This window comes from Streptococcus constellatus, from assembly GCF_902167705.1.
GTDB lineage: Bacteria > Bacillota > Bacilli > Lactobacillales > Streptococcaceae > Streptococcus > Streptococcus constellatus_A.
In genome coordinates this window covers 28,469-42,335 of record NZ_CABHMZ010000006.1, presented here as the reverse complement: position 1 = coordinate 42,335, position 13,867 = coordinate 28,469, and the positions used below count along the sequence as shown (strand labels likewise).

13 protein-coding genes are annotated in these 13,867 nt (G+C 37.8%); 12 read left to right on the top strand and 1 reads right to left on the bottom strand.

The annotated features are described in order from the left end of the window. The first annotated feature begins 23 nt into the window (after positions 1-23). The 3 genes from FQ204_RS01835 to rpsU all read left to right on the top strand — a co-directional run bounded on the left by FQ204_RS01835 (position 24) and on the right by rpsU (position 3,270). Positions 24-2,327 (top strand): CAP domain-containing protein, encoded by a 2,304-nt coding sequence (locus tag FQ204_RS01835; protein WP_144207874.1) that lies wholly within the window; start codon positions 24-26, stop codon positions 2,325-2,327. Between the two features lie 231 nt (positions 2,328-2,558). Continuing rightward, complete coding sequence (locus FQ204_RS01830; protein WP_003024641.1) at positions 2,559-2,897, top strand: ATP cone domain-containing protein; 339 nt, start codon at positions 2,559-2,561, stop codon at positions 2,895-2,897. 196 nt (positions 2,898-3,093) lie between these two features. Continuing rightward, complete coding sequence (gene rpsU, locus FQ204_RS01825) at positions 3,094-3,270, top strand: 30S ribosomal protein S21 (RefSeq protein ID WP_000048054.1); 177 nt, start codon at positions 3,094-3,096, stop codon at positions 3,268-3,270. A 112-nt stretch (positions 3,271-3,382) separates the two neighbouring features. Here rpsU and mscL read toward each other — a convergent pair whose 3' ends face one another. Further along, positions 3,383-3,760, bottom strand: a complete 378-nt coding sequence (gene mscL, locus FQ204_RS01820) for a large conductance mechanosensitive channel protein MscL (protein WP_144207871.1) — start codon at positions 3,758-3,760, stop codon at positions 3,383-3,385. 155 nt (positions 3,761-3,915) lie between these two features. On the opposite strand from mscL, the gene dnaG reads away from it, so the two are divergent. From dnaG to FQ204_RS01775, 9 genes are all read left to right on the top strand, one after another. Continuing rightward, positions 3,916-5,691 carry a DNA primase gene (dnaG, locus tag FQ204_RS01815; RefSeq protein ID WP_313905176.1) on the top strand — a complete coding sequence of 592 codons (1,776 nt, stop codon included), beginning with the start codon at positions 3,916-3,918 and terminating at the stop codon, positions 5,689-5,691. Positions 5,692-5,693: 2 nt separating this feature from the next. Continuing rightward, positions 5,694-6,806, top strand: a complete 1,113-nt coding sequence (gene rpoD / locus FQ204_RS01810; protein WP_003031450.1) for an RNA polymerase sigma factor RpoD — start codon at positions 5,694-5,696, stop codon at positions 6,804-6,806. A gap of 18 nt (positions 6,807-6,824) precedes the next feature. Continuing rightward, positions 6,825-7,154, top strand: a complete 330-nt coding sequence (locus FQ204_RS01805) for a metal-sulfur cluster assembly factor (RefSeq protein ID WP_144207864.1) — start codon at positions 6,825-6,827, stop codon at positions 7,152-7,154. A 296-nt stretch (positions 7,155-7,450) separates the two neighbouring features. Continuing rightward, positions 7,451-8,779 (top strand): branched-chain amino acid transport system II carrier protein, encoded by a 1,329-nt coding sequence (brnQ, locus tag FQ204_RS01800; protein WP_144207862.1) that lies wholly within the window; start codon positions 7,451-7,453, stop codon positions 8,777-8,779. A gap of 135 nt (positions 8,780-8,914) precedes the next feature. Continuing rightward, positions 8,915-9,625, top strand: coding sequence for a thiol-disulfide oxidoreductase-associated membrane protein CcdA2 (gene ccdA2, locus FQ204_RS01795; RefSeq protein WP_144207860.1), 711 nt, complete (start codon positions 8,915-8,917; stop codon positions 9,623-9,625). Positions 9,626-9,640: 15 nt separating this feature from the next. Further along, positions 9,641-10,225 carry a redoxin family protein gene (locus FQ204_RS01790; RefSeq protein WP_144207857.1) on the top strand — a complete coding sequence of 195 codons (585 nt, stop codon included), beginning with the start codon at positions 9,641-9,643 and terminating at the stop codon, positions 10,223-10,225. Between the two features lie 12 nt (positions 10,226-10,237). After that, the gene (gene msrB / locus FQ204_RS01785) at positions 10,238-11,347 is read left to right on the top strand and encodes a peptide-methionine (R)-S-oxide reductase MsrB (protein WP_144207854.1); all 1,110 of its coding nucleotides are present in this window, start codon (positions 10,238-10,240) and stop codon (positions 11,345-11,347) included. A gap of 56 nt (positions 11,348-11,403) precedes the next feature. Next, positions 11,404-12,138: a response regulator gene (locus tag FQ204_RS01780; protein ID WP_144207849.1), complete on the top strand. Its 735-nt coding sequence runs from the start codon at positions 11,404-11,406 to the stop codon at positions 12,136-12,138. After that, complete coding sequence (locus tag FQ204_RS01775) at positions 12,135-13,832, top strand: sensor histidine kinase (protein WP_144207846.1); 1,698 nt, start codon at positions 12,135-12,137, stop codon at positions 13,830-13,832. Before FQ204_RS01780 ends, FQ204_RS01775 begins: the two co-directional genes overlap by 4 nt. Positions 13,833-13,867 lie beyond the last annotated feature (35 nt).

The following is a 13,867-nucleotide window of genomic DNA, read 5'->3' as shown; positions in this document are numbered from 1 at the left end:
CAAGTATATTAGGAGGCCGTCTAATGGAGAGAAAAATTAAAAAATCAGTAGTTGCGACCGGTTTAGCAGCAACCACTATTATTTCGGGTAGTTTATCACATCAAGTAAATGCCGAAGAAGTAAAAACACAATCTACTGAGCCGAAGACATCTGAAAAAATTACCAAACCAGTTACAGAATCAGACGTTCAATCGGCAAAATTAGAAGTAAATGCTGCGAAAGTTCAAACAGATGTTCAACAGAAAGTTGTAAATCAAGCGAAAGATAACGCTAACGCTTCAAAGGAAGCGGTAGCAGATAGCGAAAAAGCTGTTGCAAATGCTGAGGCAGAAAAGAAAGCAGCAACTCCAGAAGTTATTGAAACCGCAAAAGAAGAAGTGGCGACATCAGAGAAGACGGTTACAACAGAGGAAAATAAGGTTCAAGAAGCAGAACAGTCTGAAACAGAGGCAAAAGAAGCTGTTAAAGATCAAGAAAATGTTGTTGCAGGACAACAATCACTTGTTGACGTTGCACAACGCGAATTAGACACAGCTAAAGCTCCAGTTGCCAATGAAGAACAAGACCTTAACCGCGCAAAGGAAGAAGAAAAACAAGCGGAAAAGAATTTGGCAGAAAAGCAAAAAAATCTTGCTAAAGTGAAAGAAGAGATCGCTAATCTTCCTAAAGAAATCAATTCAGCGACTGAACAAGTCAAGCAAAGTGAGCAAAAAGTTGCAGAAAATCAAGCAGCTATCGATCAAAAAGCCGGTGAAGTAGCCCGTGCTGAACAGTCAGCTACCAATAGAAGAAACGTTGATTTAAACAAGGCAACCTATGGTGAATTTTTACAACACGCTAAAACAAATGGAGCCAACCAAGCGATTCGTAATGCAGCTGCGGAAGCTCTAGCAACTTATGAAAGAGCTAAACGCGAAGATGGTATTACAGTTGGTTCTGACGCAACAAGTCCAGCAACTTTAGCAAATAATTTAAAAGCGATTGAATTGGTTAGAGCTATCAATGCTTATCGTAGACAAGCTGGATTAAAAGAATTATTGATTGATCCTTATAAAAATCCAGCCAGCCAAGTCCAAACTCTTTATTTTGAAAGAGCAGATTGGCATATGGGCAAATATTTTGGAAATGAAAATGTAGCGATTAGTTTTACTCCGAAAGGAGCCGTTGACTTCTGGCATAGTGAGAAAGCTCTATATCAGCAAATCGCTGCACAATATGGTCTTCCAACCGCTGAAACTAAAATTGATGCTAACGCTATTTATATGAAAGTGGGGGCTGCTGTCTTTGCACGAATTGGTCACTACGTTCAAATGATGGATAATCAAGCCAACACTATTTCAGCTGCATATGATCAAGTTCCAAATCAATACAGCAATGTATATGGAACGTCTGAAGTTGGATTTCATAGAGAACCTAATTTTAATGCGCGTGTTAACAACGGTACTCTTCTTAGCGCAGACGCGTATGAGCAAGCAATCCGTAATTTTGCTGGTGCTGCAAGAGCCGCAAATGCACAAGCAACAGCAGCGAAGAGTCAATTAGGCGTGTTGCAAGCTCAAAGAACGGGTTATGTATCTACTTTAAATATTCAAAAAGCAAAATTAGCAGACCTTCAAAAGTTGGCTGCGAATCGTTCAGCTGCCCTTGCTACTGCGAATGCTGGAGTGATTACAGCTGAAGCGGCTTTGACAAAAGCGAAGCAAAATGTTGTGACAAAAGAAGCAGCTTTGAAGCGCGCAACTGCAACTATTGCATCCAAGTTGGCACCAAAACAAGCAGCATTAGCAAAAGAACAAGGATTACTAGAAGCTGCTAAAAATAAATTAGCAGCACTCAAGAAAGTCTTAATTACAGCAGAATTAAATGTTGCCAAGGCAAAAGACGCTTTGCAAACTAGTCAAACCAAGCTAAAAGGAGCACAAGATAACTTGGAAAAATTACAAAATGCACCACAAGCACTGGAAGCAGCTCAAAAGGCTCTTCAAGCTGCACAAGCTGACTATGCTGCTAAGGTTAAAACGTTAAAAGATGAAGAAGCAAAACTAGAGATTTCTCGTTCAATTTATACCAAGTTACAAGAAAACTATGAGCAATTGAGAAGTCAACTTCCTCCGAAGGCTCAAAAAGAAACAGGCGGAGAAGTACAAAACTTACACTTATCCAGAACTTACCAACCAAAACCATTGTTAGTTAGACAACAAAATACTGGTCAAAAAGTTCTGCCTGCTACAGGTACTAAAGCAGATCAGGTTGCTGCATTAGGTTTGCTACTTGGTTTGGGAACTCTAGCTAGTGCTCGCCGTCGTAAAAGAAATAACGAAGATTAAATAATTGAAGATTTTAGAAAAAATCTAATCTTTCTTCCCAAAGACAAACAACTCTGTTTTTGAGTGTTTGTCTTTTTTTAATCAAAATAATCAAAAGCAAGCATTGAAAACCGCAGCTTTTGTCTACCAACTCTCCCACAGTATCTATCGTTTTGAGAATTGGTGGAAAAATAGTATAATGTTTTTACTGTACTAAGTACACAAAACTAACTAAGTGTAAAGGAGTTTCCCATGCAAGTTATCAAACGTAATGGAGAAGTTACTGATTTTAATCCAGATAAAATTTATCAAGCTATTCTGAAAGCGGCACAAACAGTCTATGTTTTGACAGATGATCTACGTCAAAATTTAGCGCTTGTAACTAAAAAAGTAGTGTTGGATCTGGAGGAAGCTGGTGTTGAACGAGCTACTATCAGTATGATCCAATCTATGGTAGAAAATCGTCTGCTAGGTGCTGGTTATATCACTATTGCCGAACATTATATTTCCTACCGCTTGCAACGTGATTTAGATCGGAACGGCTATGGCGATCATATCGCAGTTCATTTGCATTTTGAACAAATTCGATAAATTTGCAGCCTAGATTACAGAATGAAGTAGTTGGCAGATTTTTTGGAAAATTTGCTAAAAATCAACTCTCTTTTAAGTTAATACATATTGCTTGTTCTACAAAAGTTTACCATATTCTCCTAATTTCTAAGACTTGACAAGTGTATTTTAATATGATAAAATTTAAAAGATTTTAAGCTTGAAGGGAGTGAAAAAAATGTCAAAAACCGTAGTACGCAAGAATGAATCCCTTGACGATGCTCTTCGTCGTTTCAAACGTGCGGTTACTAAAGCTGGTACTCTTCAAGAAACACGCAAACGTGAATTCTATGAAAAACCTTCTGTAAAACGTAAACGTAAATCAGAAGCAGCTCGTAAACGTAAAAAATTCTAATAAAAGAAAAAGCAGGATTGAAGTCCTGTTTTTTTGTGGCTATTTCAAAAGAAAAGAGTCTGGGATAAAAATTTTCCCAAACTCTTACAATCTCTTAATTTTTCCCAAACCTCTATTTCTTTTCAAGCAAGGCTTTGATTTCTTGAAGCACTTCTAATTCAGTTGGTTTTGCCGGTTCTTCAACAGTATCTTCTTTTTTAGTAAGGTTTTGTGCTTTTTCAACAGATTTGACGATAAAGAAGAGTACCGTTCCGATGACGAGGAAATTGATAACAGCACTTAAGAAGTTGCCATATGCAATTCCATTCCATTTTAGACCAGCAATTTGTTCTACACCAGCAGCTTTTAAAGCTGGATTGAGAAACAAAGGAGTGATAACATCTCCGATAAGTGAAGTAACAATAGCTCCAAAAGCATTGGCAATGATAACACCGACTGCTAAATCAATTACATTACCGCGGAGCAAAAACTCTTTAAGATCCTTTAACATTTTCTTTTTCCTTTCAAAATACTAAATTATATTATATCTTAACAAAAGGAAAAGTTCAATAAAATGTCTAAAAAACATAGTGAATATTTTACTTTTTGGCAAATTTGTTATAAAATGTAAGTTGTTATTCTATGATAAATTGGGGGTGTTGTCTATTGATTGATAAAGAAACCATTTCTGATATTAAAAATAGCGTCAATATCGTCGAAATCATAGGAGAAGTCGTTGCTCTAACAAAGGCTGGAAGGAATTATCTGGGACTTTGTCCTTTTCATGGTGAAAAAACTCCTTCATTTAACGTGGTAGAAGAAAAGCAATTTTATCACTGTTTTGGCTGTGGAAAGTCAGGTGATGTCTTTAAATTTATTGAAGATTATCGTGGTGTTTCTTTTATGGACGCTGTACAAATTGTTGCAGATCGTGCAGGGATTCCATTAGAAATAGAGCATAACAGAAAAGAACAGTCAACACGTACACATCCTCATCAAGCGCTTTATGACATTCATACGGAAGCTGCAAGATTTTACCATGCAGTATTGATGACAACAAAGATAGGAGAAGAAGCACGTTCTTATCTTTATGAGCGTGGCTTGACAGATGAGGTCATTAAGCATTTTCAAATTGGCTTAGCACCTAATGAAAGCAACTATCTTTATAGAAGTGTTAGTGGGAAATTTGACGAACAAGTCATTATGAATTCAGGCTTATTTAACTTAGCTGATAATAATCTGGTTTATGATGCCTTTCAAAATCGAATTATCTTTCCGTTGACAAATGATACAGGGCAAGTCATTGCTTTTTCGGGTCGTATTTGGCAAGCTAGTGATATAGAGCAGAAAGTCGCGAAGTATAAAAATAGTCGCATTACACCGATTTTCAATAAAAGTTATGAGTTGTATCATCTGGATAGAGCCAAAGCGACTATCAAGAAAAGTCATGAAGTTTACTTGATGGAAGGCTTTATGGATGTTATTGCGGCTTATCGTGCTGGCATTGAAAATGCTGTAGCGTCTATGGGGACAGCATTGACGCATGAACATGTAGAGCATCTCCGTAAGTTCACAAAGAAAGTTGTTTTAACATACGATGGTGATAAAGCGGGACAGGCAGCAACACAAAAAGCACTGAATGAATTGCATAATTTATCAGTTGAAATTGTCAGGATTCCTGATAATATGGATCCAGATGAGTTTATCAAAAAAAATTCTGCTGATGATTTACAAAATTTACTAACCAAAACACGAATTAGTGATATAGAGTTTCTTTTGAACTATCTGAAGCCAGATAATGTAGAAAACTTGCAAGCTCAAATTGAATTTGTTGAACAAATGTCTCCTTTGATTGCGCAAGTTCAATCTATCACTGCACAGAATTCATATATTTATATGTTAGCTGAACTATTGCCTGATTTTGACTACCAGCAAGTGGAGCAGGCTGTTAATAATCACCGTTTGGTCAATCGAAAAGAACAGCAACAGCAAGCTCGCCAGCAGGTGAAACGCTTTGATATTCCAATAACGAAGCAAGTATCGCGATTGATTAAAGCTGAAAGTCATCTCTTGCAACGTATGATTGAGAATCCTGTCATCTTAAATGACTATCGTTTAAGAGAAGATTTTCATTTTGCAACAGCAGAATTGCAAACTTTGTATGATATTTTAAAAACGAATGGTGAAGTTACACCACAAGATTTATCTGAGCAAAATGATTCAGTACAGCAAGCTTGGTATCGGGTTTTAGAGGAGAATTTGCCCGAAGAGGTGTCTGAGCAGGAGCTGGTCGAAGTGGAGCAGACTCGAGATAAGGAATTGCTTCGCAAAGAAAATCAATTGATTGGTAAAAAAGTTCGTGAAGCATCTCACAATGGTGATGCGGATACGGCATTAGAAGAGTTAGAGCGATTTATTGCTCAAAAAAAGAGAATGGAGTAGGAATGGCTACAAAACAAAAAGAAGTAACAACTTTTGATGTTCAAGTTGCAGAATTTATTCGCAACCATAAAAAAACTGGTACAGCAACCGATGATGAAATCAATGATCAACTAGTCATTCCATTTACTTTAAATGCTGATGGCATTGAGGATCTTCTTCAACGGATTCAGGACGCAGGGATTGCTATTACGGATAAAGAGGGCAACCCAAGTGAACGGGTTTTAAATACAGAGGAAGAAGAAGCTGAATTAACAGACGAGGAATTGCTTGGCAGCAATTCTGCTAAAGTGAACGACCCTGTTCGTATGTATTTAAAGGAAATTGGTGTTGTTCCGTTATTGACCAATGAAGAAGAGCAAGAATTAGCTGTTCTTGTGGAGCAAGGTGATTTAGAAGCGAAGCAACGTTTGGCGGAGGCCAACTTGCGGTTGGTCGTTTCCATTGCTAAACGCTATGTCGGACGCGGTATGCAGTTTCTTGACTTGATTCAAGAAGGAAATATGGGATTGATGAAAGCCGTTGACAAGTTTGACTATACCAAAGGTTTCAAATTTTCAACCTATGCTACTTGGTGGATTCGTCAAGCAATCACCCGTGCGATTGCTGACCAAGCTCGTACGATTCGGATTCCGGTTCACATGGTTGAAACAATCAATAAATTAGTGCGGGAACAACGAAATCTTTTGCAAGAATTGGGACAAGATCCAACGCCAGAGCAAATTGCTGAGCGCATGGATATGACACCGGATAAAGTCCGTGAAATTTTGAAGATAGCACAAGAGCCTGTCTCTCTTGAAACACCAATTGGGGAAGAAGATGATAGTCATCTTGGTGATTTCATTGAGGATGAGGTTATTGAAAATCCAGTTGATTATACAACGCGTATCGTTCTGCGTGAGCAATTAGATGAGGTTCTTGATACATTAACAGACCGTGAAGAAAATGTGTTGCGTCTGCGTTTCGGTCTAGATGATGGGAAAATGCGTACGCTTGAAGATGTTGGAAAAGTCTTTAACGTTACACGTGAACGGATTCGACAAATTGAGGCCAAAGCGCTGCGAAAATTACGTCATCCAAGCCGCAGCAAACCGCTTCGTGACTTTATTGAGGATTAGTAAATAAAAGGAGGCACCATGACATACACAAACGAACAAATTGATGGTATTAAAAATCGTATTTTGGAAAGTTTGGAACAAGTTATTGACCCTGAATTAGGAATTGATATTGTAAATCTTGGTTTAATTTATGAAATTCGGTTCAATGGTGAAAATGGTGAGACGCAGATTGATATGACTTTAACCACAATGGGCTGTCCGCTGGCAGACTTATTAACTGATCAGATCCATGATGCAATGTCAGATGTACCTGAAGTGAGCAAAGTAGAAGTTCGATTGGTATGGTATCCAGCATGGACTGTTGATAAAATGAGTCGTTATGCTCGTATTGCTTTGGGAATTAAATAAATGCAAACCTCTTCTAATATATGAAGATGAGACATTAGGTGCTTTTCCGTGCAAGCTTACTTTGAAAGTCTTGTCCGCCGCCTCAAAGTACTACTTTAAGCAATCAGCCACTGTGTCGTTGATTTATTGTATAGTTATCCTTTGAAGCTGTAGACTTTTCGTCTCAGCTTCCTTTTCTTTTGCTCCAAAGTTCAGAATTTACGCAATATTTTCAATTTAGATCCTGTATTGCTTGAAGTATTATAAGAATTTGCTATAATAGTTGAATATAGGTAATTTTATAAAAGGGAGATAGGATGTTAAAAAAAGGAGCACTAACAGGATTACTCTTGTTCGGAATATTTTTTGGTGCAGGGAATTTAATCTTTCCGCCAACTTTAGGAGCTATGTCAGGTGAGCACTTCTGGCCGGCGATTGCGGGATTTGTACTTTCAGGAGTTGGAATTGCCATTTTGACGTTGATTATTGGGACTTTAAATCCAAAAGGCTATGTTTATGAGATTTCTAAAAAGATTTCTCCGTGGTTTGCGACCAGTTACTTAGTGGTTCTTTATCTGGCAATTGGTCCATTTTTTGCTATTCCTCGGACAGGAACGACCTCTTATGAAGTTGGGATTGCGCCATTACTTCCGAGTAATATGACTGGATTAGGACTTATTGTTTTTACAATCTTGTATTTTGTGGCTGCTTATCTGATTTCATTAAATCCTTCCAAAATTTTGGATCGGATTGGTCGGATTTTGACCCCTGTATTTGCTATTTTGATTGTCATTCTAGTCATTTTAGGAGCTATCAAATATGGGGCTGATGCACCACAAGCAGTTAGCGCGGAATACGCAAAGGCGGCTTTTGGAGCTGGCTTTCTTGAAGGGTACAATACGCTTGATGCACTTGCCTCTGTTGCTTTTAGCGTTATTGCTGTACAAACATTGAACCAACTTGGTTTTGCTAATAAAAAAGAGTATATCTCAACAATTTGGATTGTTGGAATTGTTGTTGCATTGGGATTTAGTGCACTTTATACTGGATTAGGATTTCTTGGAAATCATTTCCCTATTTCTGCTGATGTAATGGCATCAGATGCCAATAAAGGGGTTTATGTCTTATCCCAAGCTACACAAGCCATTTTTGGACCGACAGCGCAAATTTTCCTTGCTGCAATGGTGACAGTGACCTGCTTTACCACAACGGTCGGGTTGATTGTCTCAACATCTGAATTTTTCAATAAGACATTTCCTGCGATTGGCTACAAAACTTATGCGACAGTCTTTACATTGATTGGGTTTGCAATTGCAAATCTTGGCTTGGGAGCGATTATTCAGTACTCTGTACCAGTTTTACAAATTCTGTATCCAATCACCATTGCAATCGTGATGATTGTAATTGTCAATAAGTTTGTTGCCTTATCTAAAGTAGGAATGCAACTGACAATAGCCGTTGTGACAGCGATCGCCTTTGCCAGTATTATTGGACCACAATTTAAACTAACTGGTCTTGTGAGTTTAATCAATGCTTTGCCGCTTGCACAAGCATCTATCCCTTGGCTAATACCAACAGTCATTGGGATTGTATTATCTCTGTTTTTGCCGAACAAGCAGAAAAGCGATACTTTTGAAATGGAATAATTTAAAAACTATCACGAAAAGTGGTAGTTTTTTTATGACCATATCAAATTCAAGTTTTTTCAAATCGTAGTTTCTATTTTTTACTGTTAGACGAGTATATACTATATATAAAGAAAATTCGTAAGGAGAACAGGTATGGCATCGATTGTATTTTTGATTTCTGTATTTCTGGCAGGTATCTTATCCTTCTTCTCACCATGTATTTTGCCTTTACTACCGGTCTATGTTGGAATTTTGCTAGATACAGATGAGCCGAGGACAGTGACTATTTTTGGAAAGAAAATTTCCTGGTACGGCATTGTAAAAACACTGTTTTTCATTGCTGGTTTGTCAGTTGTATTTCTAATTCTTGGATATGGAGCAGGATTTTTAGGAAAAATCTTCAATGCAGATTGGTTCCGCTATGTGCTAGGTGCTATTGTCATTCTGCTAGGTATTCATCAAATGGAGTTAGTAAATTTCAAAGTATTGCAACGACAAAAAAGTGTTCAATTAGAGCAAAACAAAAATCGAAATGATTTTTACAATGCTTTCTTGCTAGGTGTGACCTTTAGCTTTGGATGGACACCTTGTGTTGGACCGGTTCTTAGCTCAGTGTTGGCTATTGCAGCATCTGGTGGTAACGGAGCCTTGCAAGGCGGTTTACTCATGCTCGTTTATACGCTTGGCTTAGCCATACCGTTTCTTATTTTGGCTTTAGCTTCTTCAATTGTGTTGCGTCATTTTGGGAAAATAAAACCTTATATGGGAACCTTGAAGAAGATTGGAGGTACCCTCATCATTTTGATGGGAATTTTACTCATGCTAGGAAATCTTAATGTTCTAGCTTCAATATTTGGTGGATAAAAAAGGAGGAATCTCATGAAAAAATCAATGTTAGTTGTCACAAGTCTGTTATGTGCTACCTTTTTAGGGGCGTGTGCAAATCAAAAAACAAGTTCTTCAGCAAATAATACAAGTAAAACTGAACAAGGCCAAGTCACTACTAAGGATAATAAAGTTATTGCTACAAAAGCAAATCAAGGTGAAGCTGTTCCTGACTTTAGTCTAAAAGGAGTGGATGGCAAGACTTATAAATTATCAGATTTTAAAGGAAAAAAAGTTTATTTGAAGTTCTGGGCATCATGGTGCTCGATCTGTCTGTCTACTTTGAAACATACAGATGAATTAGCCAAAGAAAATGGCAAGGACTATGTCATCTTATCAGTTGTTTCGCCAGGGCATAAGGGCGAAAAATCAGAAGCAGACTTCAAAAAATGGTATTCAAAATTAGATTATAAAAACTTACCTGTTCTGATAGACTCTAGCGGAAAATTATTGGAGCAATATGGAGTTCGTTCCTATCCTACAGCAGCATTTATTGATAGTAATGGCAAACTAGTTAAAACTCGTCCAGGTTTTATCAAAAAGTCTGAAATTGAATCAACTCTGAAAAGTATCAAATAGGAGGTGAAGATAATGGATCAAAAAATGAAATTGCTTTTACTCTTCGGATCCATTTTGCTTATCCTTGGTACAATTGTGTTGGGCGGTCGTTTTATGACAACAAAATCTTCTATTGACCAGATTAAAGAGGCATCCGTTAGTCAAACAACAACCGTCAATAACAAAAATCCTGATTTGAAAAATGCGAATGTAAAGCATATTTATCTCGCAGGCGGCTGTTTCTGGGGTGTAGAAGAATATTTTTCACGTGTCAATGGTGTCGTTGATGCAGTTTCGGGCTATGCAAATGGGACAAGTGAAACGACTAATTACAAGTTGATTTCACAAACTAAGCATGCTGAAACAGTTCATGTGACTTATGATGCCAATAAAATTTCTTTGAGAGAAATATTGTTGCATTATTTTAGAATCATTGATCCAACTAGCAAAAATAAGCAAGGAAATGACCGTGGTGTACAATACCGTACAGGCGTGTATTACAAGGATAAAGCCGATGTTGAAACGATTAACAAGGTTTTTGATGAACAAAGCAAGAAATTTAAAACCACTTTAGCTGTCGAAAAAGAGCCGCTTAAAAATTTTATCAAGGCTGAAGAATATCATCAGGATTATCTGAAGAAAAATCCAAATGGATATTGTCATATCAATGTTAAGCAAGCTGCCTATCCAGTTATTGATGCTTCTAAATATAAAAAGCCGTCAGATGCTGAAATCAAAAAGAAATTGACAGATGAAGAGTATGCAGTGACTCAAAAAGACGATACAGAACGTGCTTTTTCAAATCGTTATTGGGATAAATTTGATGCAGGAATCTATGTGGATGTGGTAACAGGTGAACCGCTGTTTTCATCAAAAGACAAATTTGAATCAGGCTGCGGCTGGCCTAGCTTCACCCGTCCAATCAGCCCAGATGTCGCAACTTATAAAGAAGATCATAGTTTTAACATGACTCGAACAGAGGTGCGAAGTCGTGTTGGAAATTCTCATCTAGGGCATGTCTTTACGGACGGACCGAAAGATAAGGGCGGACTTCGTTATTGTATCAATAGCTTATCTATCAAGTTCGTTCCTAAAGACCAAATGGAAAGCGAAGGTTATGGATATTTATTAGACTATGTCTAACAGCATTTTAAAAAAATTTGCTATAATGAGTTTAATAAAACAATAGGAGTGCGTTCGTGTATTCAATTATGATTGTGGAAGATGAATACCTTGTTCGACAAGGCATTTCGTCTTTAATAGACTTTAAAAATTTTGACATGCAAGTCATGGGCGAGGCTGAAAATGGGTTGGAGGCTTGGAAAAAGATTCAAGCAGAACAACCAGATATTATCTTGACAGATATCAATATGCCCCAGATGAATGGCATTAAATTAGCCCAGCTAGTGAAAGAGCACTATCCGCAGCTGCATATTATTTTTCTGACGGGGTATGATGATTTTGATTATGCTCTTTCGGCGGTTAAATTAGGCGCAGATGATTATTTGTTAAAGCCATTTTCGCGAGAAGATGTTGAAGCTATGCTGATAAAAGTAAAAGAAAAATTGGATAAAGAAAAGAAACAGCAACAAGTGCATGAGTTGGTGGAGCAAGCAGAGTTTTCGGACTTGGAGCAAGCGATTCATGACCGATTGGCTGATGCAGAATTATCCTTGAAATCTTTGGCGTTTCAATTGGGCTTCAGTCCGTCTTATTTGAGTGTATTGATAAAAAAAGAGCTTGGTTTGCCATTTCAAGATTATTTAATCCAAGAGCGGATGAAAAGGGCTAAGTTACTACTGTTGACTACCGATTTAAAAGTGTATGAAATAGCAGAGCAAGTCGGGTTTGAGGATATGAATTATTTTTCTCAGCGCTTTAAGCAAATTGTTGGAGTGACACCTCGACAATTTAAAAAAGGAGACCAGAAATGAAACGTTATTCGCTTCTGATTCAGTTAGTGATTTATGTTTTTGTTATAATTTTGATTCTTCTGGGAATTGTCGGTGGGCTGTATTATCAAACGAGCTCGGCTGCCATTCGGCAAACGACAGAGCAAACGACACGCAATACGATTCAGCAAAGCGGGCAGTTTATCACTTCTTATTTACAAAAATTAAAAGAAACTACTAGCAGTTTAGCTGGAAGTGATACGGTGAAGGCTTATACACAGAAACCTGATGAAAATAATGCTGAACAACTTCGTCAGTTACTGAAAATGATTTTAAAGACAGATTCAGATTTGGTATCCGCTGTTTTGGTAACAAAAGATGGCAATCTCATCTCAACTGATCCTAATGTAACAGTAAAAACATCTGGTGATATGATGCAAGAAAGCTGGTATCAGGAGGCTATTCATAAAGGGGCTATGCCTGTCTTGACACCAGCGCGCAAAACTGTTGATAAAACAGAAGCTGCTGAAAAATGGGTCATTTCTATTACACAAGAAGTCGTAGATAAAGATGGGAAAAATCTAGGAGTCGTCCGACTTGATATTGGTTACAAGACCTTGGAAGCCTATCTAGATCGCCTGCAACTGGGAAAAGACGGTTTTACCTTTATTGTGAATGACAAGCACAATTTTGTCTATCATCCCAAGAAAGCTGTTTATTCGTCTCATTCCGAAATGCAAGCGATGGAACCTTATATTGCAGCGAAAAATGGTTATGTGAAATCAAAGCAGGCTTATGTTTCTCAATACCAAATTCCACACAGCGACTGGACTTTAATTGGTGTGTCTTCAATGGAGCAGCTGCATGCTGTGCAAAAGCAGATTCTCTGGTCTTTCGTTGGAACGGGCTTACTAGCTTTAGGAATTTGTCTCATTGGTATTTGGTTTGTTTTACGATTATGGATTAAGCCTTTACGTGAGCTGCAAGGGACTATTTTAGCTATCGGAGCTGGAAATGCTCAGTTGCGTGCTGTTGAAAACGGCTCTCCTGAGTTGATTGATTTGGCAAGGCAATTCAATACTATGTTGGATCAGATTGATCAGCTAATGATTGCCGTCAAAGAAGAGGAGCAGAATGTTAGAAAATATGAATTGCAGGCACTTTCCAGTCAAATCAATCCTCATTTTTTGTATAATACGTTAGATACCATTGTTTGGATGGCAGAATTCAACGATAGTAAGCGTGTAGTAGAAGTAACAAAATCACTAGCTAAGTATTTCCGTTTAGCGCTCAATCAAGGTCATGAACAGATTTCTCTAAAAGATGAGATTGACCATGTTCGGCAATATTTGTTTATTCAAAAGCAGCGTTATGGCGAGAAGTTGCAATATGAAATCGAAGAGTTGAAGCAATATGATGAATACCAAATTCCAAAATTGATTTTGCAACCTTTGGTTGAGAATGCCATTTATCATGGTATCAAAGAAATGAATCGTCAAGGAATGATTCGAGTTAGCGTTTCTGAAAATGACACGCAGCTCATCGTTTCAATTTATGACAATGGTCGCGGTTTTGTCGCAAGCGAAACGACAAATGCTACACTCGTTCGCTTGGGTGGTGTAGGTCTGAAAAATGTTGACCAGCGTTTGCGTTTGCAATTTGGTGAAGCCTATCACATGGAAATTCAATCTGAAGAAAACACTTATACAGAGATTCGTCTCTATTTTCCAAAATAAAACAGAAACTCCAGCTGAGAATAGCAGCTGGAGTT

What these genes read in the sequence shown, in the direction of transcription:
- FQ204_RS01835 (WP_144207874.1), top strand. Translation starts at nt 24, where the DNA reads ATGGAGAGAAAAATTAAAAAATCAGTAGTTGCGACCGGTTTAGCAGCA.
- FQ204_RS01830 (WP_003024641.1), top strand. Translation starts at nt 2,559, where the DNA reads ATGCAAGTTATCAAACGTAATGGAGAAGTTACTGATTTTAATCCAGAT.
- rpsU (WP_000048054.1), top strand. Translation starts at nt 3,094, where the DNA reads ATGTCAAAAACCGTAGTACGCAAGAATGAATCCCTTGACGATGCTCTT.
- mscL (WP_144207871.1), bottom strand. Translation starts at nt 3,760, where the DNA reads ATGTTAAAGGATCTTAAAGAGTTTTTGCTCCGCGGTAATGTAATTGAT.
- rpoD (WP_003031450.1), top strand. Translation starts at nt 5,694, where the DNA reads ATGGCTACAAAACAAAAAGAAGTAACAACTTTTGATGTTCAAGTTGCA.
- FQ204_RS01805 (WP_144207864.1), top strand. Translation starts at nt 6,825, where the DNA reads ATGACATACACAAACGAACAAATTGATGGTATTAAAAATCGTATTTTG.
- brnQ (WP_144207862.1), top strand. Translation starts at nt 7,451, where the DNA reads ATGTTAAAAAAAGGAGCACTAACAGGATTACTCTTGTTCGGAATATTT.
- ccdA2 (WP_144207860.1), top strand. Translation starts at nt 8,915, where the DNA reads ATGGCATCGATTGTATTTTTGATTTCTGTATTTCTGGCAGGTATCTTA.
- FQ204_RS01790 (WP_144207857.1), top strand. Translation starts at nt 9,641, where the DNA reads ATGAAAAAATCAATGTTAGTTGTCACAAGTCTGTTATGTGCTACCTTT.
- msrB (WP_144207854.1), top strand. Translation starts at nt 10,238, where the DNA reads ATGGATCAAAAAATGAAATTGCTTTTACTCTTCGGATCCATTTTGCTT.
- FQ204_RS01775 (WP_144207846.1), top strand. Translation starts at nt 12,135, where the DNA reads ATGAAACGTTATTCGCTTCTGATTCAGTTAGTGATTTATGTTTTTGTT.